This window comes from Actinoalloteichus caeruleus, from assembly GCF_049311605.1.
In the GTDB taxonomy this organism is placed as follows: Bacteria; Actinomycetota; Actinomycetes; order Mycobacteriales; family Pseudonocardiaceae; genus Actinoalloteichus_B; species Actinoalloteichus_B caeruleus.
Genome location: NZ_CP186005.1, coordinates 5062178 through 5088249, shown reverse-complemented (window position 1 = coordinate 5088249; position 26072 = coordinate 5062178). Strand labels below are relative to the sequence as shown.

Here is a 26072-nt window from a genome sequence, read left to right as displayed (position 1 = left end):
CCGTGCGCCACGTCGTCCCGGTCTGCTGCCTGATCCCGCCACCACCGCGCCGCTGGCCCGACCTCGCGGGGGCGGGACGTCGCACCAGCCGTTCCCCGCTCGGCCGCCCACCCGGCCCCACCCGGCCACGAGGGCGAGCCCGGTCTCCGGGCACGGTTGACCGTCCGGGTGGCCGGTCTCGTGGCGAGGCGTCGTCGTGGCGTGGTTGGCGAGGATCGTGGGTGCCCGTCCCGGCGCCATCGGCTTGGCGGTGAGCTGGCGATTCCACCGCCACCGTCATCCCTGGTTCCCTTCGAGGGCGCGCGTCGCACGAGGAGAGAACGCACGGCGAATTCGGTGATAGGAACGCGGTCGTGTTCCGCGACAGTTTAACCATCGCGCCGAATGCTTCTCCCCTGATTCCGGTAATCCGTTGTCGTCGCCGGTGGGCCCGCTGGACCGACCTCGACCACGGCTGCGGGCGCGGGACCGCGACGTGACGGGGCCGCCGCCGTTCCCTGGTGGAGGGGTGGGGTGCCAGTGCACGTGCTCGAGCCGCCTTCTCGGGTGCGGGGCCAGCCGGCCGGTTCGCCTCGTACTTTTGGTCGACGCCGTTCGGCGGAGCGCTCTCGGCAATATGGCCACTGTTCCCGCCCAGTGGTTCGAGAATGGCACCGAGATCTGTTCGTGAACTGGTCGATATGTGAACGTACGCGCCGTCAGCAAATCCCGAGTGAGTTTCCACCGCGACGCCACGCGGTGGGGGTTCACGAGGGCGACGCCAAGGAAGCGGGAGTTCATGCGACCACGACGACTGACAGCGGCGGGGGGTGCGGTGTTGATGGGCCTGAGCCTGGCCCTCACCGTGCCCTCCGCCACCGCCGCCGAACAATCGAACAGGGATGCTCCGCTCACGTCGAGCGCCTCCGGACGGGCGGAGGTGTTGACGCTGGTGACCGGTGACCGGTTGCACGTCCACCGCGAGGCCGGGGACGCGCTCGGCGTGCGGGTGGAACCGGCGGAGGGGCGCGAGCATGTCACCTTCGTCCGCTACGCCGACGGGGATCGTCTGGTGGTGATCCCGTCCGACGCGCTGGGTCTGGTGCGTTCGGGTCTGTTGGACGAGCGGTTGTTCGACGTGCGCGGGCTGTTGGAGCAGGGCTTCGCCGACAGCGGTCCGCTGCCGTTGATCGTCTCCTACGCCGAGGGCAGCGATCCGGGGGCGCGGGCGTCGGTGCTCTCCGAGGAGGCGAGCACCGGTCGGGTGTTGGAGAGCCTGAACGCGGTGGCGGTGCACCCGGACGAGGACTCCGGTGACGGTGTCTGGTCCGAGATCACCCAGGACGACGCGGAGGCGCGCGTTTTCTCCGGTGGGGTGGAGCGGGTGTGGCTCAACGGCCGCGCCCAGCCCCTGGATGAGGAGAGCAACGCCCAGGTGGGCGCGCCGGAGGCGTGGGAGTCGGGCTACACCGGTGAGGGTGTGACCATCGCGGTGCTCGACAGCGGCTACGACCCGGAGCACCCCGACTTCGAGGGTGCGGTCACCGAGGCGGTCAATTTCGTCGACCCCGAGGGCGCGGCGTTGGACGAGGACGGTCACGGGACGCATGTGGCGGGCACGGTGGCGGGCCGGGGGACTGCCTCGGATGGCGCGCATCGGGGGGTGGCGCCGGATGCGGACCTGCTGGTGGGCAAGGTGTGCGGCCCCTTCGATTGCCCGGAGGACGCGATCATCGCGGGCATGGAGTGGGCCGCCGCGAGTGACGCCGTCGCGGTCAACATGAGCCTGGGTGGGGGCCCCACCGACGGGACCGACCCGATGTCGCTGGCGGTGAACACCCTCACCGAGGCCACCGACACGCTGTTCGTCATCGCCGCCGGGAACTTCGGCGCGGACGAGAGCGTCAGCAGCCCCGCTGCCGCGGACGCGGCGCTGGCCGTGGGCAGCGTCACGAAGTCCGACGAGCTCAGCGGCTTCTCCAGCCGAGGACCCCGGGTGAGGGACCGCGCGGTGAAGCCGGAGATCGCCGCACCGGGATCCGCGATCGTCTCCGCGCGGGCGGCCGGCACCTCGATGGGGTCCCCGGTGGACGAGCACCACACCTCGGCCGACGGGACGTCGATGGCCGCACCGCACGTCGCGGGCGCGGTGGCCCTGCTGGCGCAGGCGAACCCCGACTGGACGTCCTCGGAACTCCGGGCCGCGTTGATGGCCTCCGCCCAGCCGTTGGAGGGCATTGGGGTCGCTGGTCAGGGCGCCGGTCGGCTGGACGTGGCACGGGCCGTCAACCAGACCGTGGTCAGCGAGCCGGCGGCGGTGTCGTTGGGCAACTTCCTCTGGCCCCAGGACGATCTGGAGCCGGTGGTGGAGACCGTCACCTACCGCAACTCCGGTGATGAGGACGTGACCCTGGACCTGGCCTTCGACGTGGTCGGCTCGGAGGGCGAGCCGGCCCCGGACGGGCTGGTCGAGCTGTCGACCAGCGAGGTGACGGTCCCGGCGGGCGGCACCGCCGAGGTGGAGATCACCGTCGACCCCACCGTCAACGAGACCACCGGGTACCTCAGCGGTCAGCTGCTCGCCACCGCCGGCGAGGTGTCGGTGTCCACACCGGCGGGGGTGTTCGTCGAGGAGGAGAGCTACGCCCTCGACCTCACCGTCCTGGACCGCGACGGGGGAACTCCGGAGTGGGCGCTGCTGGTCGCCGAGAACGTCGAGACCGGGGAGGACACCCAGATCCTGCCCGACGAGAACGGCGACTACGTCGGCCGGCTCACGAAGGGCACCTACAACCTGCTCGGAATCATCCCCACTCCCACGGGCGGCGAGGGTGACGAGGTGATGTCCGAGGACCAGACCTTCGTGACCCAGGCGGGGATCGACGTCACCTCGGGTGACGCCCAGGGCACGCTGGACGCCGCCCCCGGCGTTCCGGTGCGGGCCGAGACCGAGCGCACGACGGAGCTGACCTCGTGGGACGGCTCGTTGGTCAGTGGGCAACGCCTGTTCGGTCTCGGGGTTGTCGGCGACGCCACGTCGTCTCTGTACGCGGTGCCGGACGAGGGTTCCTTCACCTTGGCGTACCGGCCCGTCCTGGCGTCCTCCTCGGAGGAGGACTACACGTACCACCTCGCCTTCGAGTTGGTGGACGAGATCCCGGAGGAGATCCTCTTCGCCCCCTCGGACGAGGAGTTGGCCGAGGTCGCCGCGACCTACCACGGCCAGGGCGTCGAGGCCACCGGCACTCGGGCGGTCACCGCGCGCTTCGACTACGACATCCTGTACATGCTGCTGAGCAAGGAGGTGGAGGTGCCCTCGACGGAGACCCTGTACTACAGCGTGGGGGACAACCTCTCCTACACGGAGATCTTCGACCTCAGCGACCCTGACGCGGGGATCTACGAGTACTGGGACCGGACCAGCACCTACGAGACGGGTTCCTCCGAGAGCTCCTGGAACCTGGCTCCGCTCACCGTGAGCGGACTCGCCCAGCGAGTCGGTGACGAGGCCATGATCGGTTCGAGCCTCTTCACGACCTCCGACGCCGACCTCTACGAGCCCTACAGCGCCTCCGGCGACGGGGTGGTCGGACAACTGACCCTCTCCCACGAGGGTGAGGTCATCGCCTCCAGCGAGGACGTCGCCTACCTGCTCGCGACCTTGCCGAGCGGCCCGGCCGAGTTCACCGTGGAGGCGAACGCCGTCCGGGACGTGCCCTGGTCGACCCTCGGTTCCTCGGCGGAGGCCCGGTGGACCTTCCACTCGGACACCGCCGGTGAGACCGAGGTCGAGGAGCAGCCGATGCTCGGCGTGCGGTTCTCCGGGGCCACCGGCGATGCCGACCTGCTGGGTCGGCTGCCCGGTGGTGGTGAGCACGTCCTGACCGTGGACGTGGAACGGGCCGTGGGTGAGGTCACCGAGTTGTCGGTGGAGGTGTCCACGGACGACGGGGAGACCTGGGAGGCCGTGGAGGTCGTGGACGGCACGGTGACCGTCGAGCACCCGGAGGAGGGGTTCGTGTCGCTGCGGGCCTCGGCCACTGACTCGGCGGGCAACAGCGTGGAGCAGACGGTGATCCGCTCCTACCAGGTCATCTCCGAGTAGTGAGCGCCGGTCGGGGTCCGGTCTGGTCCGGGCCCCGCCGGGACCGGGTGGGCGTGCCACGCCCCTCGTGATCCCGGGCTCGGCACCCCTACGGCCGGTTCCGCCCCAGGGCGGAGCCGGCCGTACGCGCGTGTACGCCAGGAGGCCCTGCCTCGCCGTCCTGTGGCCGTGCGCGCCCTCAACAGGGTGACCGGGGGTGGGGCGCTGCCCGCCCGCGCCTGGCGGGCGGGCGTGTCCGGGGGAACGGCCGGCTGTCCCCGCTTCCCGCTCAGGACAGGCCGAGTTCGGCGGTCCCGTCCGGCGCTCGACCAACCCCGGACGGGACCGGCCCCGGCTCCCCGGGGACCGCGGGCACGGCTACGGCTGGACGCCCGGAACTCCCTCCCCGGCGAGGAGCGCCCGTCGGGGGACGGCGCGCGAGGGAACGGCCAGGGAGGGCCAAGGAGGCAGGGGAGGACGGGAGGGGCTCGGAGCGGGGCCACCGGTGGGGAGTACGGCACGGACGGGACAGGAGTGTTGCGGCGCGGTTCCTGTCCCGTCCCGGCGAGCCGACCGGCCACTGCGGATGCCGGCTCAGACCCCGACAGGAGGTGAATCACTGTGGGCCCTCGCTAGGGAGGTGGCTTCACCGTACGTGGGGAGTAGTGGGAACTCTACGAGCGAAAGCAGCAACATCGGATGCTGCTTTCGGACTAGGAAACGGGCGTCCCGGCGGTGACCGGCGGTCAGGTTCAGCGCAGCGTTCTCCCTGGTCAACGGGCTGTGATCGCGGAAGGGGGTGCGGGCGGTCCGGTGTGGACGGGAAGCTCCGCGACACCGCTGATGAGGACACGCCGCCAGCGCAGTTCCCCCACTGGGACCGCGAGCCGCAGGCGGGGGAACCTCGTCGTCAGGGTCCGCAGAGCCTCCCGGAGCTCCACCCTGGCCAGCGCGGCGCCCAGGCAGTGGTGGATGCCGTGCCCGAAGGCCAGGTGCGGGTTCCCGCCGCCCCGCCCGAAGTCGAGCGAGTCCGGCGAGTCGAACACCGCCTCGTCCCGGTTCGCCGAACCGATCGCGGCGATGACCCCGTCACCGGCCCGGATGCGCACGCCGGCCAGTGTCACGTCCTCCGCCGCCACCCGGTACTGCCCCGTCTCGCCGAGGCGGTTGAACCGCAGCAGCTCCTCCACGGCGTCGGGGATCAGGTCGGGCTCGGCCACCAGTCGCTCCCACCGGGCGGGTTCGCGGAGCAGGGTGATCAGGAAGCTCCCGATCTGGTTCGCCGTGGTCTCGTGCCCCGCCACCAGCAGGGTGAGCACCAGGGAGATCAACTCAGCCTCGCTGAGCCGGTCCTGCTGGTCGCGGGCCAGCACGAGTTCGTCGAGGAGCGCGCCGGAGGGGGCCCGGCCCGCGAGCAGCGCGGAGCGCCGCTCGGCCACCAGCGCCGTCACGTAGGCGTCGAGCGCGTCGTAGGAGCGTTCGACCTCGTCCTTCTCCGCCATGTCCATGCTGTAGACGACCTCGGACCAGCGCGCGAACCGCGGCTGGTCCTCGGCGGGCACGCCCAGCAGGTGGCAGATCACCGTGATGGGCAGGGGCAGCGCGAACAGCCGCCGCAGGTCGGCGGGGCCCTCGATGGCGGCCACGTCGTCGGCGAGGCGGTGGGTCAGCGCGGCGATCCACGGCTGGAACTCCCGCATCCTGCGCTGGGTGAAGGAACCGGCGACCAGGCGGCGCAGCCGGGTGTGCTCGGGCGGGTCGGCCGCCGTGATCGAGCCGGCCCTCGGAGCGGCGACGGCGGTGCGGGGGGCACCCGGTCGCACGACGAGGGCCCGGGAGAACCGGGGGTCGGCGAGGACGACGCGGACGTCGTCGTAGCGGGTGACCAGCCAGACCTCGTCGCCGGCGACGGTGCGGACCCGGCGCACCGGCGCGTCCCGCCGGAGTTCGGCCCAGGTCGGGGACGGGTCGACGGCGAAGGCGTCGGGGAAGGGCAGGCGCAGTTCGGGTTCGTCGCGGCCGGTTCCCGTCACGTCCCACCTCCCGGTGGCCTCCCGGCCACCGCCGTTCCCGGCTCCTTCGACACCGAGGCTAGCGCCGCGGACACGCCTCGAACAGGGGGCCGATCGACTGAGCGGCTGGCCCGGGAGGGACGGGCCCGGAGCCCCACCGGGCCCGGCGCGGACCGTTTCCCGTCCCCGTCCCCGTCCCCCGGCCCCGCCGCTCAGTCGATCGGGGGGCCGCCCCGCTCGTCGACGCCGAGGAGTTGGCGGGCCCTGGCGTTCGCCCACTTGTTCTCCGGGGCCTCGTACCGGACGAAGCGGTCGAGCAGCTCGGCCGGCTCGGACCCGACGAGCAGCATGTCCCGGAACACCGGCGCGAGGAACTCCTCCGAGACCATGTGGTCAACGAAGCGGCGGAGCGGCTGGTAGAAGCCACCGACGTCGAGGAGGCCGAGGGGCTTGGCGTGCAACCCGATCTGCGCCCAGGTCCACACCTCGAACAGTTCCTCCAGGGTGCCCGCGCCGCCGGGGAGTGCGATGAACCCGTCGGACAGCTCGGCCATCATGGCCTTGCGTTCGTGCATGTCAGAGACCACCCGGAGGTCCGTGAGGCCGGGGTGGGCGATCTCGCGATCCACCAGCTGGGTGGGGATGACGCCGGTCACCGAACCGCCGGCCGCGATGGCCGCGTCGGCCACCGCTCCCATCGTGCCGACCGAGGCCCCGCCGTAGACGAGCCCGATGTCGCGGGCCGCGAGGAGCTCGCCGAGGGCCCTGGCCGCCTCGACGTACCGTTCGCCCCGGCCACGGGAGGATCCACAGAACACACAGATGCGCACGGGCCGACCCTATTCCGGTCGGCCCGTCGGGAAGGAACGGCCCGGTGGACGTCGGACGGCGGACAGGGGAAGACCCCGTCACGCGGGCCGAGCCCGGGGTGCGGGTGCGCGGACGCTGGTGGCGCCGCGACGACGGTGTGTGACGTCCCGCCCCCACCTCACCGGGACCGTTGGTCACCGGAGTGAGATCGCCTCGGTCCCCTTGTTCCGGGCCGGGTCACGCCAAACGCTGGTGCGGGATCGGGACGGTGTCGAGCCGACGCGGTGGACCGGTGCCGGTCGGCGGCCGGGAAGGGGCCACCCGCCCCGGTGTTCGACCCGTTCCCTCGAGAACAGGAGGAGCGATGACCCCCCTGCGGCTGCGCGCGGACGTGGCGACGACCGAGACCGAGGACGGGATGGTCCTCCTCGACCGGCGCACCGGTCGTTACTGGGTGTTGAACAGGTCGGGTGCCCTGGTCGTCCGTGGCCTCACCGCCGGTCTCAGCCACGACGAGATCGCCGAGGAACTGGCCGGTGAGCAGCACCGCGACACCGGGCAGGCCCTGGCGGAGGTGCGGGCACTGGCCGAGCAGCTCCGGAGCGCGGAGCTGGCCCACACCTGATCGGCAGGGCACTCGCCGGTCGGTGGTCCGCCCCGCCGACGGGGGAGGTGCGCAGGACGACCTCGGCACGAGCGTCTCCGTCGAAGTCGCACACCAGGAATCGCGTGTAGTGGGCTCCGGACGGCCTCGGGCAGGTCATCGGCGACCCGACGTCCTAGCCGACCGGACGACCTCCGACGCCGTCGCCTCGCCCGCCACCGCCGGCCCTCCGGCGGAACGCGGGAGGTGACCGTCGGGTGGGCCGTGCCCCGCCCGGGCATGTCGGCCGGTCACGGCAGCAGGACCACCTTGCCCACGGTCCGGCGCTCCTCCAGGGCGCGGTGGCTGGCGGCGGCCTCCGCCAGGGGGAAGGTGGTCAGTTCCGGCCGGAGGCGGCCCGTCGCCGCCGCCCGCAGCGCCCGTTCCTCCAGTTCCCGGAGCGCGCCGGGCCGGCGGAGCGCCCCGAGTCCCCAGCTCGCGGTGAGACCGCGCCCGACGAGGTCGGCGGTGGTGATCTCGGTGGGGCCGACGCCGGAGGCCCAGCCGTACATCGCCAGCCGCCCGCCCGGCCCCAGCAGTTCCAGGGCTCGCCGGCCCAGCTGGCCACCCACCCCGTCCAGCACCACCGTCGGAGCCCGCTCCGGGCCGAGCGCGGCCGAGACGGCGGCCGGCCAGTCCTCCTTCCGGTAGTCCACGGCGATCTGGGCTCCGAGCGCGCGCACCCGGTCGACCTTCTCCGGGCCGCCGGCGAGGCCGACGACGGTGGCGCCCACGGCCAGCGCCTCCTGCGTGAACAGGGTGCCCAGGCCCCCCGCGGCGGCCAGGACGAGCACGACGTCGGCGGGGCCGGGGGTGACCGTGTCCAGCACGGCCAGGGCGGTGCGCCCGGTGCCGACCATCGCGACCGCCGCCTCCGGGGTGAGCTCGTCCGGCACGGGGTGCAGGGATGCCGCCGGGGCCACCGCCAGCTCGGCGTAACCCCCTGCCGAGGCGACGGCGCCGAGATGCGCGACCACGCGACGTCCCAGCCAGCCGCCATCGACGCCGTCCCCGACCGCGTCCACGGTCCCGGCGACCTCCCGGCCGAGGACGGCCGGGAGGTCGGGTGCCCTCGCCGGGCCGGCCGGCTCGCCTCGGCGCAGTCGGGTGTCGACGAGGTGGACGCCGCTGGCGGCGACCCGGACCCGGACCTGGCCCTCCGTCGGCACCGGGTCGGGGGCCTCCGCCAGCACGAGGTGATCGGCGGGGCCGAACGAGGACAGTGTGATCGCGCGCATGGTTGTGCTCCCGGGCCTGGATGGATGCCCGCACGGTATGACCTCAAGCGCGCTCGAGGTCAAGATCGTGATCGAGCGGGATCCCGCCGCGTTCTCCCTGGCTCGGTCGCGCGGGTGCCCGGACACCCGGTCGACGGGAGGCGTCTCGTCAGGCCGGCTGCCGGCCCCGGGTCAGGGTGAGGAACACCCCGAGGGCCGCCAGCGCGGTGAGCACCATCACCAGGGCCATCGGCACCGCGCTCTCGCTGCCCCCGAGCCCGACCAGCGGGGCCGCCAAGCCACCGAGCGCGAACTGGAGCATCCCGAGCAGCGCCGAGGCGGAACCGGCCGCGTCCGGGTGGTCGGCCAGTGCGAGCGTGGTGGTGTTGGGCATCACGAGGCCGATGCTGGAGACCACCAGGAACAGGGCCGGGAGGACACCGGCGAGGCCGAGCACGTCAGTGGTGACGACCACCAGCAGCGCCGTCGCTCCGAACAGGGCGGAGCAGAGCCCGGTGATCAGCAGCTTGCGCTGGTCGAACCGGCTGACCAACAACCCGTTGATCTGACCGACGATCACGATGCCGACCGAGTTCAGGCCGAACAGCAGGCCGAAGGTCTGCGGGGAGACCCCGTAGATGTCCTGGAGCACGAACGGCGACGCCGAGATGTAGCAGAACACGGCGGTGAAGGCGAGGCCGCCCGAGAGCGCGCAGCCCAGGAAGAAGCGGTTGGCCAACAGTCCACGGTAGGTCCGCAGGGTGTCCCGGACGCCTCCGCTGCGGCGGCGCTCCGGCGGCAGGGTCTCGGGGAGCCGCAGGCCGGCGAGGAGCAGCAGGACCACGCCGTAGCCGGCGAGGACGAAGAAGACGCCCTGCCAGGAGGTGATCAACAGCAGCTGGCTGCCGATGAGGGGCGCGAGCACGGGTGCCGCCCCGGTGACCAGCATCAGCATCGAGAAGAACTTGGCGGCGGCGACCCCGGAGTACCGGTCGCGCACGATCGCCCTGGCGATCACCAGGCTCGCGGCCCCGGACAGTCCCTGGACGAAGCGGGCGCCGGTGAGCATGGGGGCGGTCAGGGCGACGGCGCAGGCGGCGGAGGAGAGGACGTAGACGAACAGGCCGACGAGGAGTGGCCGCCGCCGGCCGAGGGCGTCGCTCAGGGGGCCGGCCACGATCTGACCGAGTGCCAGACCCAGCAGGCAGGCGGTGAGGCTCAGCTGGACCTGGGAGGTGGTGGTGTCGAAGTCGGAGGCGATCGCGGGGAACGCTGGCAGGTAGGTGTCGATGGACAGGGGGCCCAGCGCGGACAGCGCTCCGAGGATCGCGGCCAGTCGCCACCGGGAGATCGGGAAGGGCTCGCCGGCCCGCTCCGCTGCCTGGTCTTGTCGGGGTTGACGTTCCACGCTGGGTGCGCGGTCCGCCTCGGACGGCACGGCGGGCTGACGCTGGTCCGCAGCGAGCCCATTGCGTGCTGAATTCACCATTCCTCCCTGTGATCCGGGCCCGTGAACGGCGGCGCCAGGCGGCGCCGGTTGACCCGGCAGACAGTTTCATTAGACAACCTTCAGCGAACGTCCGACCACCCCGATTCCATCTCGGATGTGTGCCAGCTCATCCCCGGCGTGGTCGCGGGCTGGTCGTCGCCCACCTCTCCCGTAATCGCATACTTATTGCATACAATGTGTGCGGCTCCAGGATCCTGGTGAACCCGGGTCGCATGGAACCAGACGCTTGTCAGACCGGAGAGTGAGGAGACAGCCGATGCGGTCCACCCCAGTCAGTGGTTCCACCGCCGTCCCGGCACCAGACGCGGCCGAGCGGGTCGACGTCGTCGTCGTGGGCGGCGGCAACGCCGCGTTCTCCGCCGCACACGCGGCCCGCGAGCGAGGTGCGAGCGTGTTGTTGCTGGAGAAGGGCGCGCGGGAGACGGCCGGTGGCAACTCCTACTACACGGCGGGAGCGTTCCGCTTCGCCCACGGCGGCGGGCGAGCCCTGGCCCCGATCCTCGACGAGGGCAGCGTCGAGCGGCTGCCCAGTACCGAGCTGCCCGCCTACTCCGCCGACGACTTCGCCTCGGACATGGCGCGGGTGACGGAGGGCCGCAACGACCCGGTCCTGACCCGCACCCTCGTCGACCACAGCGCCGACACCGTCGACTGGTTGACCGGGAAGGGCCTCCGCTGGCAGCTGCTGTACGAGCGCCAGACCTACGTCGAGGACGGCCGGTGGGTCTTCTTCGGTGGGCTGGCCGTCGGCACGGTCGACGGGGGCAAGGGCCTGATCGCCCAGCACACCGCCGCCGCCGAGAGCGCGGGCGTGGAGATCCGCTACGAGGCCGAGGTCCGCGAGCTGGTGCGGGGGGCCGACGGAGCCGTCCGGGGCGTCGTCTACCAGGACGGATCCGGTGCCCGCCGCGAGGTCGCGGCCGGGGCCGTGGTGCTGGCGGCGGGTGGCTTCGAGGCGAACCCGGACCTGCGGGAACGGCACCTCGGGCCGGGGTGGTCGCGGGCGTTGGTCCGGGGCAACCCGCTCAACACCGGCGAGGTGCTGGAGATGGCGCTGGCCGCCGGCGCAGCTCCGCACGGCGACTGGGGCTCCTGCCACAGCGTGCAGTGGGACGCCGGCGCCTCGCCCGACGGTGGCAACCGGGAGCTGACCAACCAGTTGACCCGGCAGAGCTATCCGGTGGGCATTGTGGTCAACCGGGACGGGCGGCGCTTCATCGACGAGGGCGCGGACTACCGCAACTTCACCTACGCCAAGTACGGGCGCGAGGTGCTCGCCCAGCCGGAGGGCGTCGCCTACCAGCTCTTCGACGCCAAGACCCGGCCGATCCTGCGGACCCTGGAGTACGACAGCGTGCCCATCACGAGCGCGGTGGCGGACAGCCTGGAGGAACTGGCCGACAAACTCGGCGTCGACCGCGACGGCCTGTTGGGCACCGTGCGGGAGTTCAACGAGTCGATCGTCGACGTGGAGTTCACTCCCGCCGTCAAGGACGGTCGCGCGGCGCGGGTGGACCCGCCCAAGTCGAACTGGGCGCAGGCGTTGGACACCGCGCCGTTCTACGGCTACCCGGTCGCCTGCGGGATCACCTTCACCTTCGGCGGTGTGCGCGTCCACCACGAGACCGCCCAGGTGCTGACGGCGGCCGGTGAGGGCATCGGTGGCCTCTACGCCGCCGGAGAGCTCGTCGGCGGGCTGTTCTCCGGCAACTACCCGGGCGGCTCCGGCCTGACCGCGGGCGCGGTCTTCGGTCGGTTGGCCGGGTACGCGGCGGCCGGGGAGAGCGCCCAGCTCCGCGCCTGAGGGGCGGCACGGTCCCGGCCGGTGGGAGCAGCGCCCCCGGCCGGGACGGAGCCCGGGAGGCTCCCCCGTCGGGAGAGGTACCCAGCTCGGCGGGGCCGCGCGGTCCTCTCGTGAACCGCTTCCCCCGCCGGTACCCGCCCCCGGGCCCTTCCCGTGGACCGGTCTCGTCGTGCCTCCGGTGCTGCCGTGGGTGTGGAGTGCTGGTGGGGCTGCCCGCCGGCAGTCGACGCGCCGCCGGGTGGTGGTGCGGTCAGCGGGTGGCGGGGGTCCCCCCGGTTCGGGGGCCGGGGCGCGGAGGCCGTCGCGGACCCGCGATCGGCGCGGATCGTCGGCGCCTTCCGAGGGGCGGCCGCGCGTCCCCCGGGTGGTGGGGTGCCCCGAGGGCGCTCGCCCGTGGCTGGTCGAGTGGCCAGCGGGTCGGCCCGTCGACAGGTCGGGTGGGGACCGCCCGGGGCGCGCGGGCGGTCCCGAGGACGCGCCGCCCCGCCGCCACTGCCCTTCGTGGCGAGGCGGCGCTGCCGTTCCGGGTGCCGGCCCCCGGAGGAGGCCCCGGGGGCCGGCGGAGATCGGGGAGGGCCCACCCGGCCAGGGTCAGCCGAGGGCCGCCGACGTGGGGACGTCCAGGGTCGCCGTGGCGAGCCGGCGGGCGTTCCGCAGCACGAACACGGTGTCCAGCTCGCCGTCCTCGCTGCTGGTCCACAGCGGGAGGACGCCGGAGGGCGTGCTCAGGCGCAGCGGGTCGCGGTGCCGCGCGCTCTCCGGGACGACGGTCCCCGGCGTCGCGGCCGCGGCGGCGACAGCGACGCTGACCGTCACCGCCAGCGCCGGGTGGGTCCGCCCCATCGACAACATGCGCGCGGAGACGTCCGCCTCGTCGGCGCGGACCGCCTCCCCGGACAGCGTGCGCTGGTCGGTGCTCGGGGCCAGCCAGGCGAGTTTGGGGATGGCCCTGGACACCTCGGCGGCACGGGCCCGGTCGGGGGCGATGCCCATGAGTTCGGAGGCGTGCGCCCTGGCCTGGTCCAACACCCGGAGCAGGTCGGTGTCCCCGTCCACTCGCGCGGGGAGTTCGGTGCCGTCGAGACCCAGGTCGGGGCCCCACAGCAGGGCCGAGGGGTTGCCGGCGTCGACCAGCGTCGCCCGGACCGGGCCCCGCTCGGTGTCGAGGTGGTCGACCGCGCGCCCGGTCGGGAGCAGACGACCCGTGACGGCCCCCTGCGGTCGGACGAAGCCCATCCGGATACCGGGGCCGGGGAAGGGCACACCGTCGATGCGCACCTCGCCCTCGTTGGTGGGGTGCCCGCCGGGGGTGGGCACGTCCTGGGCGATCAGCTTGCCGGTGTTGGTGTTGAGCACCATGACCCTGGTGAGGTCGCCGGTCGGGGCGACCCACCCCTGCTGGACGGCGTAGAGGCCGACGACGGTGGCGCAGTTCCCGCAGTTGTTGCTCCAGTCCACCTTCGCCTCGGCGATACCGATCTGCGCGAACGTGTATTCAACGTGTACTCCATCGCGCTGGGATGGGGCGAGCAGGGCCGCCTTGCTCGTGGTGGAGGTGGCGCCGCCGACCCCGTCCACCTGGCGCAGGTCGGGACTGCCGTACGCGCGGAGGAGCAGCCCGTCCCGGTCGTCGGTCAGGCCGTCGAGTTCCCGCAGGTCGAAGGTCCAGCACTTGCTGGTACCCCCGCGCATCAGCACCGCTGGTACCGCAATCGACATGCTGCCTCCCGCCGTCTCGCAGGTTGGTCCGATTCGTGACCAGGCGCCTCCGCCGGCCGGGAGGGGTCGTCCCCTGGCGGCTGGGGCGGGGTTCTCGCGCCAACCTCAACCCCGGTCGTCGCGACGCTGGCCCTCAGTGGGGCGAGTATTGCATACTCATTGAATGCAAAGTAGGGACGAGGTTGCGCGGACGCTGACGATCGGCGTGATCGAGGGCGACGGGATCGGACCCGAACTGGTGGCCTCCGCCGTCGAGGTGCTCGACGCCGCCGTGGCCGGAGTCGGCCACCGGCTGGAGCTGGTCCGCGAGGACGGCGGCGCCGACACCTACCGGCGCACCGGGGAGGCGCTGGCCCCCGGGGTCCTCGACCGGGCGCGGGGGTACGACGGGTTGCTCAAGGGACCCGTGGGCCTGCCCGACGTGCGGCGCCCCGACGGCACGGAGGCCGGGCTGCTGGGCGGCCTGCTGCGGGGCGGCCTGGACACCTACGCCAACGTGCGGCCCATGCGCCTGCTGCCGGGCGTCGCCACGCCGACCAGGTACGCGCCGGGGGACATCGACTACGTCATCGTCCGGGAGAACACCGAGGGCCTCTACCTGTCCCGGGGTGTCGGGGTGCGCAACGACCGCGCCGCCGTCGACCAGCTGATGATGACCCGGCACGGCGTCGAACGGGTCGTCCGCCACGCCTTCGACCTGGCCCGCACCCGGCGAGGTGCGCCAGTCGACGGTGTGAGCCGCGTGACCTGCGTCGACAAGAGCAACGTGCTGCGCAGCTTCGCGTTCTTCCGGGAGATCTTCGAGGAGGTCGCCGCCGACTACCCGGACGTCGAGCACGACTTCCGGTACGCCGACGCCGCCGCCCACGACCTGGTGGCGAGCCCGGGGCACTTCGACGTGCTGGTCATGGAGAACTTCCTCGGCGACATCCTCAGCGACCTGGGGGCGGCCACCGTCGGGGGACTCGGGATGTGCCCCTCGGCCAACGTCGGGGCGGATGCCGCCTACTTCGAGCCGATCCACGGCAGCGCGCCCAGCCTGGCCGGCCGCGACCTCGCCAACCCGGTCTCCCAGGTCCTGGCCGGCGCGCTGCTGCTCGACCACGCGGGCCTGCCGGCCGCCGGGGACGCGGTGCGGGCCGCCGTGCACGGCGCCTTCGCCGACGGTGCGGTGCGGCTCGCCGAGGGGCGACCGGAGGGCGGGACCCGCGCGGTGACCGCCGCCGTGGTCGAGCGCCTGGCGGCCGGGTGACCACTCCACCGCTGGCCGGCCGGGGGGTCGCCGGCGGGAGAACCAGGTTTCGCTCTGGCCACCACCATGGGACTTCACCCCGTCCGCGAAGTAACGTTCTGTTGTGGCCTCAGAAAGTAACCGCAGCCGTCCGCCCTCCAAGCGTGGCTCCGGTAGCCCCGGCTCGCCGGCCTCGGCCGTGACGGGACCGGCCCACGACTCGCCGGTGGCCGCCCTGCCGCGCTACCTCGACGGCAAGCCGACCTGGGGACGGACGACCGACGCCGTGTCGGACGCGCTGCGGGAGGCGATCCTCGACGGTGCGTTGCCCCCGTCCACGTGGCTGCGCGAGGACGAGATCGCCGCCGCGCTCCAGGTGAGCCGAACACCCGTCAGGGAGGCGTTGCGCAGGCTGTCCGACGAGGGCCTGACGGTGAAGACGGCCCACCAGGGCACCGTCGTCGCGCCGATGTCCCTGGAGGACATCCTCGCGCTCTACGTCATCCGGGAGAACCTCGAGGGGCTCGCCGCGCGGCTGGCCGCGCTGAGGCCCACCCCGGAGTTGATCGGCAGGCTGGACGCGGTCCAGACGGAGATGGCCAAGGCCGCCAAGCGGCCCAACGTCGAGCGGCTCGCCAAGCAGAACATCGAGTTCCACCGGCTCATCAGGGAGGCGGCGGGCAACCACTACCTGGACCGCTTCCTGGCCCAGGCCGAACAGGCGGTGCGCCGCCTCCCGCCGACGACCTTCGCCCGTCCTGGCCGTCCGGCCTCCGCCATCGAGGAGCACGACGCGATCGTGCGGGCCATCCAGCAGGGTGACCCGGACGCCGCCGAGGCCGCCGCCAAGCAGCACATGCGCAGCGCCAGGGAGATCCGGCTGGCCGTGCTGCTCAACACCTGAGGCGGTTCGCGCCGCCTCCCTCCCGCGCTGCCGTGCGGGGCTTGGCCGGTGCCGCGCCCCCACCCCCCCGGGAACCCGCTTCGGGGCAGCAGGTGCCCTTGGAGGCCCGCCCCGACCCGGCGAGCGCGGTCCCGCCCCGAGGGCCCCGCGTCGCCTCGTGCCCCGGTCCGCCGCGTGCGCGCGCCGGGAGCGTGAGCACGTCGTCCCCCTTCGCTGTCGTGGGCTGGCCTCCCCGCCTCCCGAGTGGTCCACGGCGGAGACGCCGAGGCGGCGGGCCGGCGCGTACCGACCCGCCGCCCAGGACGGTGTCAGGCCAGGAAGGCCGGGGTGAACCAGCCCATCGGCATGCTGATGTCCGCGAGGACCTGGAGCAGGACGAGCGCGGCGACCACCACCGACGTGTAGATCGCGATCGGGACGGGCCGCATCGACGCGACCCTCCACAGGAACAGGGGCACGAACACGGCGGCCGCGAGCACCGCACCGATCACCCAGGTGATGGCGAGGAACAGGCACAGCCAGCCGAGGGCGTGCGCGGTCCACTTCACCTCGGTGCGCCACTCCGAGTCGCGCCCGCGTTCCTCCCGCCACCGCCGGTACTCCTGGACGCCGACGATGAGGGTCAGCAGGACCCCGATGCCGGCGACCAGCTGGGGAACCAGCCTGGCGTCCTCGCCGAAGCCCTGGCTCATCACCCAGGCCCCGCCGAAGACCACGAGGAAGACCCCGGCGAGGGACATCGGCCAGTAGGTGCCGGTGAACGTCGGTCCGGGTTCGCTGATGACCGGTTCGGCGGCCGCACCGTCGCCTCCGGTGGTGGCGTCGTTCGAGCGCTCGCCCTGGTCGTCGGTGTCGGTTCCCGAGCCCGCGGCGCCCGGGGACGTGCCCTCGGAGGTGGCGCCGGCGCCGACCGAGGCGGGGGCCGCGTTCCGCTGCCGCCGGGCGCGCAGCAGCGCCTTGACGAGCTTGAAGAGCAGCGGAGCCAGCAGGATGGCGATCATGACCACGACGCCCGGCCTGGTGAGCCACTCGGTCGGCTCGTAGAGGCTCTCCGTGAGGAAGTAGTACCGCTCCAGCGGGATGCTCAGGACGAATCCGATGAGGAAGGGCGCCCTCGGGTAGTCGCACATCTTCATCAGCCAGCCGAACACGCCGAGCAGCAGCATCACCTGCATGACGCCGAACTCCTGCGAGGCCTGGAAGGCGGCGACGAACATGATGACGACCAGGCCGCCGGCCAGGACGGGGAAGCGGATGAAGCTCAGCCGGGCCAGCGGTGCCGCGAGCAGGAAGCACAGCGCCGCGCCGAGCACGGCGGCCAGGGCGAAGGACCAGATGATGGTGTAGACGAGGTCCAGGTCCTGGGTGATCAGCCGTGGTCCCGGTTCGATGCCGAAGACCAGCAGCGCTCCCAGCAGCAGGGCGGCGGCGGCGCTCCCCGGGATCCCGAAGAGGAGGGTGGGGATCAGGTCACCGGCGGCGATCGAGGTGTTCGCGCCCTCCGGCGCGGCGATGCCACGCGGGTCGCCCTTGCCGAACCTCCGCTTGTCCTTCGAGGTGGCGATGGCCTGGCCGTAGGCGATCCAGCTGCCGGCGGTCGCCCCGATGCCGGGGAGCACGCCGGCCCAGACGCCGACGAGCGCTCCGCGCAGCACCTGCCCCCAGTGGGTCAGGACGTCGCGGAACCCGCGACCCCAGCCGCCGCCGATCCCCGTCTTGGAGGCGACGCTGGTCTTCCTGGCGATGAGCGCGATGATCTCGGCGATGCCGAAGGTGCCCAGGGCGACCGCGACCAGGTCGAGCCCCTCGGTCAGGAACAACGAGCCGAAGGTGAAGCGGTACTCGGCCGCCGCGGGGGCGGCGCCGATCTGGCCGATCAGCAGTCCGAAGGCGCCGGCCAGCAGGCCCTTGGCGACGTTGCCCCTGGAGAGCAGGGCGGCGAGGCTGATGCCGAGCACGGTGAGCATGAACAGCTCCGGTGAGCCGAACATCAGCACCAGCGGGCGGGCCAGCGGGATGGCCAGGGTCAGGCCGATCGCACCGACGAGACCGCCGACCATCGAGGAGATGAAGGCGATCGACAGCGCCCGGGCCGCCTGCCCCTGTTTGGCCATCGCGTGACCGTCGAGGGTCGTCACGGTCGCCGAGGCCGAACCGGGGACCCCGATCAGCACGGCGGTGATCGTGTCCGAGGTGTGGATCACGGCGGTCGCGCCGATGATGAGGGCGAGGGCCTGCTGCGGTTCGAGGACGAACACGAACGGCAACAGGATGGCGACCGCCCCGGTGCCCCCGAGCCCCGGGATGATGCCCATGACCAGACCGGCGAGGACGCCGGAGATCAGCATGAGGATCATCTGCGGATCGAGGAAGCCCCCCAGCGCGGAGGCCGCTGCGTCGAGCATGGTGGAACCGCCTGTCTGTGTGTTCCGTGGAGACGGTGTCGGGTTCGGGAGGGAGACCGGTCAGGAGCCGGCGATGACCGTGCCGTAGTTCTCGGCGAGCAGGTCGAGGACGTACTCGCGCACGGAGTCGTCGAGGCGCAGCGCGGCGCGCACCGACTCCTCCACCTCGTCGCCGGCGTAGAGGGGGTAGCCGCCGAGGACCTCGCGACCCTGTTCGAGGAAGGCCTCGTCCCGCTGGAGTTCGCGCACCGCGTCGAAGACCGGCTGGACGACGGAGTCCGGGGTGTCCTCGCGGACCCACAGCCCCTTCTGGTACGAGAAGCCGGCCGCGAGGAAGGTCTTGTAGGCGTCCCAGCCGGGACCGGAGGGCGGTTCGCCGTAGTGCTCCTCGTACACCTCGGGGACGGCCGGCAGGTCGGGTACGTTCGGGTCGCGGATGACCTCGCCGGCGTCGTCGAGCTGTCCCAGCGACATCAGGGGGACCGCCCGGCCCTCGTCGATGAGCGGTTGCACCTGGGTGAGGAAGCCGGACGTCGTCTGGTAGTCGACGTTGAGCTCGCCGCGCTCGATGGCCAGCCGCGCCGGCCCCCGCCCCTCGAACCCGAAGGTGGAGGTGACGTCGAGCCCCAACACCTCGAAGGCGAGGACGGCGCTGAGGTCGAGGCCGGTGATGCTGATGCCGCCGTACTGGAGCGGCGTCGAGGGGGAGAAGAGGTCGTCCACGGACGTCACCCCGCCCTCGACCGAGCCGTAGATGACGCCGCCGGAGCCGTTGATCACGAGGGGGCGCATCTCGCCGAAGTCGAACTCGACCTCCGGGCGCCCCAGCAGGTACTGGAAGTAGGTGGTGCCGGAGGACACCAGGACCTCGGAGCCGTCGTTGCCGGCGCTGCGCGCGTACCGGTTGGAGCCGATGATGCTCTCGCCACCGGGGACGTTCTCGGGTACGAACCTCGTGCCGGTCTCGATGTGCCCGCCGAGGTGGTTGCCGATGAAGCGCCCCCAGACGTCGGTCCCGCCGCCTTCGGCGTAGGGGATCAGGACCCGGACCCGGGACGGGAGCGGGTCGCCCTCGTGGGCGTCGGCCATCGTCCCGTGGGGGTTGGGTGTCGCGCAGGCCGCGCCGAGCAGGGCGGCCGTGGTGAGGACGGCCAGGGCGGTGCCCCGGCGTCGGAAGAGCCGCGTCATTGCGTCTTCGACCTCCATGAGAACGGGTGGGTGTGGCGAAGGGCGGTGGGTGTGCGGGGTCGCCGACGCCGCCGGTGTTCCGGGACGAGCCGGGAACACCGGCCGTGCCGGTGCGGGGAGGTGTTCGACGCGCCGCCGGTCGGGCGGGGTCGGAGCGGAAGGCGCTAGACGTGCACCTGGCCGGCCATGAGTCGGCGGGCGGTGCGGAAGACGCTGACGCGGTCGACGGTCCAGCCGTTCGCGGTCAGGTGTGGTTCGGCGGCGACGGCGAGGGTTCCGGAGGGGTGGCCGATGACTCGTTCCGACCCGCCGTCGTCGGGCCGCGGTTGTTCGGCGACGACCGTGCCGTCGACGCCGGCGGCGACCGCGAGGCAGATGCCGGCGGTCACCGGGAGCGCGCGGTGCACCTGGCCCATGGACAGCGCCGCGACCCGGAGGCTGGTGGCCGCCGCGTCGACGGTGGTGCCGTCGGTGGCCTGGTAGGTGGTCGGCGGGCCGACGAGTGCCAGCTTCGGGACGGCCCTGAGCGTGGCGCCGGCCTCCTCCCGGCTGGCGGCGAGCCCCATGCGCACGGCCCCGGCCGTGCGGGCGTGCTCCAGCCTGGCCAGCAGGTCGACGTCGGTGTCCAGCTCGTCGGGGGTCTCCCGGCCGGTGAGCCCGAGGTCGCGCCAGCGGACCAGGACGAAGGGGTTGGCCGCGTCGATCAGCGTCACCGGGATCTCCCCGAGCCCGGGCACGTCCAGGGTCTCCTGGGGGCTGCCGGTGGGCAGGAGGGAACCGGTGCGGGAACCCCCGGGGTCCAGGTAGTCGAGCTGGATGCGGGATCCGGTGCCGGGGATCCCGGGGATCGCGAAGTCGCCGGTGGGATCGAAGCGGCCGTCCCTGGTGGGGACGGTGGCCACGATGATCTTGCCGGTGTTGGTGTTGTGGATGCGGACCCGGGTGGTGCCCGCCCCGGGGGTGACGAGCCCCTCGTCCACGGCGAAGGGGCCCACGGCGGCGGAGAGGTTCCCGCAGTTCCCGCCCCGGTCGACCACGGCGGCGTCGATCGAGACCTGGCAGAACTCGTAGTCGACGTCCGCGCCCCGGGTGCCTGGGCTGATGACGGCGACCTTGCTGGTGCTGGAGGTGGCACCGCCGAGCCCGTCGATCTGCCGTCCGTGGGGGTCGGGGCTGCCCATCGCGCGGAGGATCACCTCGTCGCGGGCGGCGGGCTCCCGGGGGAGGTCCCGCTCGTGGAAGAACAGGCCCCTGCTGGTGCCGCCCCGCATGATCACGCTGTTGACGAGCACAGCTTCCTCACCCCCGTACCCCGATGAACGCAGATTGCATACATCTTGCATGTAGTCCGGATGGGTGTAAAGGCTGCGCGCGGAAAAATGCGCGGGAAGCGGCGACGGCCCGGGTGACCAGGTGTTTCCCTCTCAATACACGACAACGGCCGGTCCGATCAATGGATCGAACCGGCCGTTCCGGACATCGTGCGCGAGTCGTGCGTGAAGTTGTGCCGCCCTTGGTGTCGCCGCCGGATGTCGCCCGGGGAGCGGGGGCGGAAGCCCCGCCTCAGACGGAGCTGACCACCTGGTCGTACTCCAGTCGCGGCAGACGCGGGTACCAGGCGTCGGGGCCGGGTCGGCCGACGTTGACCACCGCGAGCACCCGCTGGTTGCCCTCGGGGAAGAAGTCCGCCTCGATGCCGGCCGCGTCGAAGCCGGTCATGGGGCCGGCGGCCAGTCCGGCCGCGCGCACGCCGAGGATGAAGTAGCCGACCTGGAGGGTCGCGTTCAGGCGAGCGGAGCTCTCCCGGCCGGTCGCCTCGGCGAAGAAGTCCTTCGCGTTCGGCACGGGCGGGAACTGGCTCGGCAGGTGCTCGTGGAAGTCGGTGTCGGCGGTCAGGATGACGGCCAGCGGGGCGTTGCCGGTCTTCTCCTTGTTGCCGTCGGCCATGTGCCCGACCAGGCGCTCCCTGGCCTCGGGCGACCGCACGAGCGTCGCGCGCAGCGGTTGCTGGTTCATGGACGTCGGCGCCCACTTCACCAGGTCGTAGATCGCTCGCACCTGCTCGTCGGTGACCGGCTCGTCAGTGAAGGTGTTCGCGGTCCTGGCCTCGCGGAACAGTTGTTCCTGGCTCTCAGGGGAGATCGTGATGTGCGGGGTCGTCGTGCTGGTCATCGGGCAATGCTCCTGGAGATCGGATCGGGATCTGGATCGGGGTTGGCGGGGGCGGAGCCACCGCGATCCGCAACGAAGTAGAGCGTTCAAGTATTTCAGGGTGTGGCTCAGGTCTCCTCGCGGCGCGGGGAACAGCCGTTCGGGGCCGCGCGCCCCACCTCCGTGCTCTTCGCGTCGTCGCCCTCGGTCCGGGTGCGCACCCGATGAGTGCGTTTCCTCCCCGCACGGGCGGATGGGTGGCTGCTTTCCCGGCCGGACGTCGGCGGAGGGTGACGCGGTCGCCACGTCGGGTGCGTGAACGCGGGATGTCCCGCGCTTCTCCGCTGACCGTCACTGGGGTGGCTGCCCGGGGCGTGCCCGTTCGGAATGGCGCATGGGGGCCTAAGGTGTCCCGTGGGTCTCGTGAAATCGGGGTCTGGCTGCGTAACATCGGCCGGTAGTGAGAGAGGAGGTCCACCGTGGGTGGAATCGGAGGATGGCAGCTCCTGATCATCGTGGGCGTTCTGGTGCTGCTCTTCGGCGCCTCGAAGCTGCCGCAGATGGCCAGGTCGCTCGGCCAGTCGGCGCGCATCCTGCGCGCCGAGACCAAGGGCTTCAAGAAGGACGACGAGGCGGCCGAGTCCCAGGACCAGGCGGCGCAGCAGCAGCCGGCGGCGCAGCCCGCTCCGCAGCCCGCTCCGCAGCAGCAGATCACGCCAGGTCAGCCGGTCGTCGCGCAGCCCGTCACCAACGCGCAACCGGTACAGGCCGAGCAGCAGAGCACTGACGACAGCCGCCGCTGATCACGGCCGGCGTTCACGGAAACGGCGGGGCCCCCGGTCGTGGTTCGAGGATTGAAGGCACTGCGCCTGGTCAAGACGCTGAGCAGGTTCCGGCGTCGCGGGATCGGTCGCAGGTGGGGACGGCGTGCCAACCCCGACGGCACGATGCCGTTGATGGAGCACCTGTACGAGCTGCGGTACCGGCTCACGGTCGCCTTCGCCGCGCTCGTGGTGACCACCGTGCTCGGCTTCCTGTGGTTCACCAACTCGGTGTGGGTGCTGCCCTCGCTGGGTGAGCTGCTCACCGCCCCCTACTGCGCCCTGCCCACCGAGATCCGCTTCGAGCCCAACGACGGCCAGTGCCAGCTGATGCAGACGGCCCCCTTCGAGGTCTTCATGCTCCAGCTGAAGGTGGCCTTCGCCGCCGGGCTGGTCCTGGGCTCCCCGATCTGGCTGTACCAGATCTGGGCCTTCATCACCCCGGGCCTCTACGCCAGGGAGCGCAAGTTCGCCGGGCTGTTCGTCGGCTTCGCGTCGGTGCTCTTCGCCGTGGGCGCGGTCCTCGCCTACAACGTCGCCCCGCAGGGGCTGCGCTTCATGACCTCCTTCGGCGGCGACCAGTTCTTCACGTCGCTGACGGGTGGGGAGTACATCAGTTTCGTCCTGCTGCTCCTGATGATCTTCGGCATCAGCTTCGAGCTCCCCCTGCTCGTGGTGATGCTCAACTTCGCCGGGGTGCTCCCCTTCGCCAAGATCAAGAGCTGGTGGCGGGGCATCACCTTCTCGCTGTTCTGCTTCGCCGCGCTGGTCACCCCCGGTCAGGACCCGGTGTCGATGGTGGTGCTCGCGATCGCGCTGTGCCTGCTGTTCGGCGCGGCCAGTCAGATCGCCTGGCTGCACGACAGGCGCAAGGCCAAGAAGCTGGCGGCGGCCGGTCTCGCGGGCGGCGACCTCGACGAGCCCTCCCGGCTCGACCTGACGCCGAGTGGTCCCGAGCAGGCCACGGACAGCAAGGAGATCCGGCGGGACTACGACGACGTGACCTGATCCCCCGTGGAGCGGGACCCGTCGCCGTCGGCCCGGGGCGCTGGTGGAGCCGCCGGGGCCGGCCGGAGCGGCGGGGTGAGGGGCCACGTCAGCCAGGGCAGGTCGTGCCGCACCCAACCCCTGGGCACACCCACTCCGGTGGGCGGGTGGTGTCCCCGTCTCAGGAGGGGCGGGAACGCAACCACCCGTCGAGCGACCACGCGACTTCGACGAGGACCACCGCGACCCCCGCGACGGCCAGCGCCGTGAGCACCGCGCCCACCCCGCCCGGGTCGAGCGCGAAGAACGCCCGGGAGGACGGGAACGCCAGCACGAGCAGGAACAGCCCGACCATGCCGGCCACCAGGACGACCTTCCACCACGTGTAGGGGCGCGCGATGATGACCAACACCCAGGTCGCCACCACGTAGAGGGTGACCAGGGTCGCCGTCCCGTGCTGCTCGGCGGAACCGTCGGCCCGACCGCTGACCCACCAGTAGGTCACGAAGGTCGCCGTCGCCGCGATCACCCCGGCCGGCAGGGCGAGCCGCATCACCCGGTTGACGAAACCGGGACGTGCCCGCTCCGCGTTCGGGGCCAGGGCCAGGAAGAACGCCGGCACGCCGATGGTGAGCGCGCCGATCAGCGTGAGGTGCCTCGGCAGGAACGGGAAGGGCACCTGCGCGATCCCGACCATGATCGCCAACAGCACCGAGTAGACCGTCTTCGTCAGGAAGAGGTTGGCGACCCGTTCGATGTTGCCGATGACCCGGCGCCCCTCGGCGACCACGTGCGGCAGGGTGGCGAACCGGTTGTCCAGCAGCACGATCCGCGCCACGGACCGGCTCGCCGGACTGCCCGAGCCCATCGCGACCCCGATGTCGGCGTCCTTGAGGGCGAGCACGTCGTTGACACCGTCCCCGGTCATCGCGACCGTGTGCCCCCGGGACCGGAGAGCGACGACCATGTCCTGCTTCTGGGCCGGCGTCACCCTGCCGAAGACGGAGTGCCCGTCCACGGCCTCGGCCAGTTCGCGGGGATCGGTCGGCAGCCCCCGGGCGTCCAGGGGGCGGTCCGCGTTCGGCAGGTCCAGTCGGGCGGCCACCGCTCCCACCGACGTGGCGTTGTCCCCAGAGATGATCTTGACGGTGACGCCCTGCTCCGCGAAGTACCGCAGGGTGTCCCGCGCGTCCGACCGTATCCGCTGTTCGAGCACCACCAGGGCCGCCGGCTCCACCACACCCGGGCCGGCCGGATCGTCCACCGCGCCGGCGGGCCGCCCCAGCAGCAACACCCGCAACCCCTGGCTGGCGGCCTCACCGACCTCGGCGAGCAGCGGATCCGTGCCTGGCAGCAGGACGTCGGGAGCGCCGAGCACCCAGTCCCCGGCCTCGGTGAACCGGGCCCCGCTCCACTTGCGGGCCGAGGAGAACGGCACCGTCGCCGCCACCCCCCACCCCGGTGGTTCGGGGAACGCCTCCCGCAGGGCCAGCAGGCTGGCGTTGGGCCTCGGGTCGGTGGCGGCGAGGGCGGCCAGCACCAGCCCGGGGTCGACCTCCCCACCGACGCCGACGGGCCGGAGGTCGGCGAGCCGCATCCCGTTCTCGGTGAGGGTGCCGGTCTTGTCGGCGCACACCACGTCGACCCTGGCCAGACCCTCGATCGCCGGCAGCTCCCGCACCAGGCAGTGCCGCCGGCCCAGGCGGATCACGCCCAGCGCGAACGCGATGCTGGTCAGCAGGACGAGCCCCTCCGGAACCATGGGCACCAAGGCCGCGACCATGCCCCGCACCGCGTCGGGGAGCGCCTCGTCGGCGAGGGTGAACTGGCTGTAGATGATGAGAGCGCCCGCCGGGACCAACAGGTAGGTGATGAACCGGAGGATGCGGTCGATGCCCGACCGGAGCTCCGAGTGCACCAGGGTGAACCGGCTCGCCTCTTCGGCCAGCCTGGCCGCGTAGGCCTCCCGCCCCACCCTCGTCGCCTGGTAGCGGCCGCTGCCGGCGGCGACGAAGCTTCCGGAGAGGACCCTGTCGCCGGGCTCCTTGACCACCGGGTCGGCCTCCCCGGTGAGCAGCGATTCGTCGATCTCCAGACCGGAGGCCGTGGTCACCACGCCGTCCACGACCACCTGGTCACCCGCACCGAGTTCGACGACGTCGTCCAGCACCACCCGGGCGGGCGGCACCTCGCGGGCCCGGCCGTCCCGCACCACCCTCGGTCGGGCCTCCCCGATGATCGCCAGCCGTTCGAGGGTCCGCTTCGCCCGCAGCTCCTGCACGATGCCGATCGCGGTGTTGACCACGATGACGAAACCGAACAGGCCGTCCTGGATGGGTCCGATCACCAGGATGATGGCGAAGAGCACCCCGATGATGGCGTTGAACCGGGTGAGGACGTTCGCGCGGACGATCTCGGAGACGGTGCGGCTGGCGCGGGCGGGCACGTCGTTCGTGCGGCCCTCGGCGACCCGGGTCGCCACCTGCTCCTCGGTCAGCCCCCGCTGGGGATCGACGGTCGCGCTGCCGGACTCGTCACTCATCCACACCCCGCACGCGCCGGAGCCGCCGCCTCCGGGTCCCGTGGGGGAGCTGGGCGCAGGGAAGT

At 72.4% G+C, this 26072-nt stretch carries 17 protein-coding genes and 1 pseudogene; 7 read left to right on the top strand and 11 right to left on the bottom strand.

Annotated elements, in window-relative coordinates; all coding sequences use genetic code 11:
- Window positions 1–778: 778 nt before the first annotated feature.
- Window positions 779–4084, top strand: a complete 3306-nt coding sequence (locus tag ACOJVX_RS20720) for a S8 family peptidase (protein ID WP_418153754.1) — start codon at window positions 779–781, stop codon at window positions 4082–4084.
- Window positions 4085–4836: 752 nt separating this feature from the next.
- On the opposite strand, the gene ACOJVX_RS20715 is transcribed toward ACOJVX_RS20720, so the two are convergent.
- Complete coding sequence (locus ACOJVX_RS20715; RefSeq protein WP_418153755.1) at window positions 4837–6096, bottom strand: cytochrome P450; 1260 nt, start codon at window positions 6094–6096, stop codon at window positions 4837–4839.
- Between the two features lie 191 nt (window positions 6097–6287).
- A complete protein-coding gene (locus tag ACOJVX_RS20710) occupies window positions 6288–6905 on the bottom strand; it encodes a TIGR00730 family Rossman fold protein (protein WP_030105688.1) in 618 nt (205 codons plus the stop codon).
- Window positions 6906–7249: 344 nt separating this feature from the next.
- On the opposite strand from ACOJVX_RS20710, the gene ACOJVX_RS20705 reads away from it, so the two are divergent.
- On the top strand, window positions 7250–7510 hold the full coding sequence (locus tag ACOJVX_RS20705; protein WP_418153756.1) for a lasso peptide biosynthesis PqqD family chaperone: 261 nt from the start codon (window positions 7250–7252) through the stop codon (window positions 7508–7510).
- A 55-nt stretch (window positions 7511–7565) separates the two neighbouring features.
- Here ACOJVX_RS20705 and ACOJVX_RS20700 read toward each other — a convergent pair.
- The 3 genes and pseudogenes from ACOJVX_RS20700 to ACOJVX_RS20690 form a co-directional block, all read right to left on the bottom strand.
- Window positions 7566–7649: pseudogene (locus ACOJVX_RS20700) on the bottom strand (hypothetical protein); the annotation flags it as partial.
- Window positions 7650–7779: 130 nt separating this feature from the next.
- Complete coding sequence (locus tag ACOJVX_RS20695) at window positions 7780–8766, bottom strand: zinc-binding dehydrogenase (RefSeq protein WP_422647031.1); 987 nt, start codon at window positions 8764–8766, stop codon at window positions 7780–7782.
- A 148-nt stretch (window positions 8767–8914) separates the two neighbouring features.
- The gene (locus ACOJVX_RS20690) at window positions 8915–10234 is read right to left on the bottom strand and encodes a Bcr/CflA family multidrug efflux MFS transporter (protein WP_422647030.1); all 1320 of its coding nucleotides are present in this window, start codon (window positions 10232–10234) and stop codon (window positions 8915–8917) included.
- Between the two features lie 277 nt (window positions 10235–10511).
- On the opposite strand from ACOJVX_RS20690, the gene tcuA reads away from it, so the two are divergent.
- Window positions 10512–12059, top strand: a complete 1548-nt coding sequence (tcuA, locus tag ACOJVX_RS20685; RefSeq protein ID WP_422647029.1) for an FAD-dependent tricarballylate dehydrogenase TcuA — start codon at window positions 10512–10514, stop codon at window positions 12057–12059.
- A gap of 591 nt (window positions 12060–12650) precedes the next feature.
- Here the strand turns inward: tcuA and ACOJVX_RS20680 are convergent.
- On the bottom strand, window positions 12651–13778 hold the full coding sequence (locus tag ACOJVX_RS20680; protein WP_081715771.1) for a PrpF domain-containing protein: 1128 nt from the start codon (window positions 13776–13778) through the stop codon (window positions 12651–12653).
- Window positions 13779–13941: 163 nt separating this feature from the next.
- Here ACOJVX_RS20680 and ACOJVX_RS20675 point away from each other — a divergent pair, with 163 nt between their 5' ends.
- Window positions 13942–15030 (top strand): isocitrate/isopropylmalate dehydrogenase family protein, encoded by a 1089-nt coding sequence (locus ACOJVX_RS20675; protein WP_422647028.1) that lies wholly within the window; start codon window positions 13942–13944, stop codon window positions 15028–15030.
- A 103-nt stretch (window positions 15031–15133) separates the two neighbouring features.
- Window positions 15134–15913, top strand: coding sequence for a GntR family transcriptional regulator (locus tag ACOJVX_RS20670; RefSeq protein WP_422647027.1), 780 nt, complete (start codon window positions 15134–15136; stop codon window positions 15911–15913).
- A 308-nt stretch (window positions 15914–16221) separates the two neighbouring features.
- Here ACOJVX_RS20670 and ACOJVX_RS20665 read toward each other — a convergent pair whose 3' ends face one another.
- The 4 genes from ACOJVX_RS20665 to ACOJVX_RS20650 all read right to left on the bottom strand — a co-directional run bounded on the left by ACOJVX_RS20665 (window position 16222) and on the right by ACOJVX_RS20650 (window position 21678).
- Entirely contained in the window at window positions 16222–18318 is a 2097-nt protein-coding gene (locus ACOJVX_RS20665; protein ID WP_026420787.1) for a tripartite tricarboxylate transporter permease, read from the bottom strand.
- Between the two features lie 60 nt (window positions 18319–18378).
- Window positions 18379–19506, bottom strand: a complete 1128-nt coding sequence (locus ACOJVX_RS20660; RefSeq protein ID WP_422647026.1) for a Bug family tripartite tricarboxylate transporter substrate binding protein — start codon at window positions 19504–19506, stop codon at window positions 18379–18381.
- 164 nt (window positions 19507–19670) lie between these two features.
- A complete protein-coding gene (locus ACOJVX_RS20655) occupies window positions 19671–20798 on the bottom strand; it encodes a 2-methylaconitate cis-trans isomerase PrpF family protein (RefSeq protein WP_418155302.1) in 1128 nt (375 codons plus the stop codon).
- Window positions 20799–21069: 271 nt separating this feature from the next.
- Window positions 21070–21678 (bottom strand): malonic semialdehyde reductase, encoded by a 609-nt coding sequence (locus ACOJVX_RS20650; protein WP_026420784.1) that lies wholly within the window; start codon window positions 21676–21678, stop codon window positions 21070–21072.
- 458 nt (window positions 21679–22136) lie between these two features.
- Between ACOJVX_RS20650 and tatA the strand changes: the two genes are divergently transcribed.
- On the top strand, window positions 22137–22460 hold the full coding sequence (tatA, locus tag ACOJVX_RS20645) for a Sec-independent protein translocase subunit TatA (protein ID WP_418155303.1): 324 nt from the start codon (window positions 22137–22139) through the stop codon (window positions 22458–22460).
- Window positions 22461–22511: 51 nt separating this feature from the next.
- On the top strand, window positions 22512–23486 hold the full coding sequence (tatC, locus tag ACOJVX_RS20640) for a twin-arginine translocase subunit TatC (protein ID WP_081715770.1): 975 nt from the start codon (window positions 22512–22514) through the stop codon (window positions 23484–23486).
- A gap of 160 nt (window positions 23487–23646) precedes the next feature.
- Here tatC and ACOJVX_RS20635 read toward each other — a convergent pair whose 3' ends face one another.
- The gene (locus tag ACOJVX_RS20635) at window positions 23647–26007 is read right to left on the bottom strand and encodes an HAD-IC family P-type ATPase (protein ID WP_422647025.1); all 2361 of its coding nucleotides are present in this window, start codon (window positions 26005–26007) and stop codon (window positions 23647–23649) included.
- Window positions 26008–26072 lie beyond the last annotated feature (65 nt).

Excerpts from the sequence above, each read along its gene's own strand:
- ACOJVX_RS20720 (WP_418153754.1), top strand. The coding sequence starts at position 779 with ATGCGACCACGACGACTGACAGCGGCGGGGGGTGCGGTGTTGATGGGC.
- ACOJVX_RS20705 (WP_418153756.1), top strand. The coding sequence starts at position 7,250 with ATGACCCCCCTGCGGCTGCGCGCGGACGTGGCGACGACCGAGACCGAG.
- ACOJVX_RS20695 (WP_422647031.1), bottom strand. The coding sequence starts at position 8,766 with ATGCGCGCGATCACACTGTCCTCGTTCGGCCCCGCCGATCACCTCGTG.
- ACOJVX_RS20690 (WP_422647030.1), bottom strand. The coding sequence starts at position 10,234 with ATGGTGAATTCAGCACGCAATGGGCTCGCTGCGGACCAGCGTCAGCCC.
- tcuA (WP_422647029.1), top strand. The coding sequence starts at position 10,512 with ATGCGGTCCACCCCAGTCAGTGGTTCCACCGCCGTCCCGGCACCAGAC.
- ACOJVX_RS20680 (WP_081715771.1), bottom strand. The coding sequence starts at position 13,778 with ATGTCGATTGCGGTACCAGCGGTGCTGATGCGCGGGGGTACCAGCAAG.
- ACOJVX_RS20675 (WP_422647028.1), top strand. The coding sequence starts at position 13,942 with ATGCAAAGTAGGGACGAGGTTGCGCGGACGCTGACGATCGGCGTGATC.
- ACOJVX_RS20665 (WP_026420787.1), bottom strand. The coding sequence starts at position 18,318 with ATGCTCGACGCAGCGGCCTCCGCGCTGGGGGGCTTCCTCGATCCGCAG.
- ACOJVX_RS20660 (WP_422647026.1), bottom strand. The coding sequence starts at position 19,506 with ATGACGCGGCTCTTCCGACGCCGGGGCACCGCCCTGGCCGTCCTCACC.
- ACOJVX_RS20650 (WP_026420784.1), bottom strand. The coding sequence starts at position 21,678 with ATGACCAGCACGACGACCCCGCACATCACGATCTCCCCTGAGAGCCAG.
- ACOJVX_RS20635 (WP_422647025.1), bottom strand. The coding sequence starts at position 26,007 with ATGAGTGACGAGTCCGGCAGCGCGACCGTCGATCCCCAGCGGGGGCTG.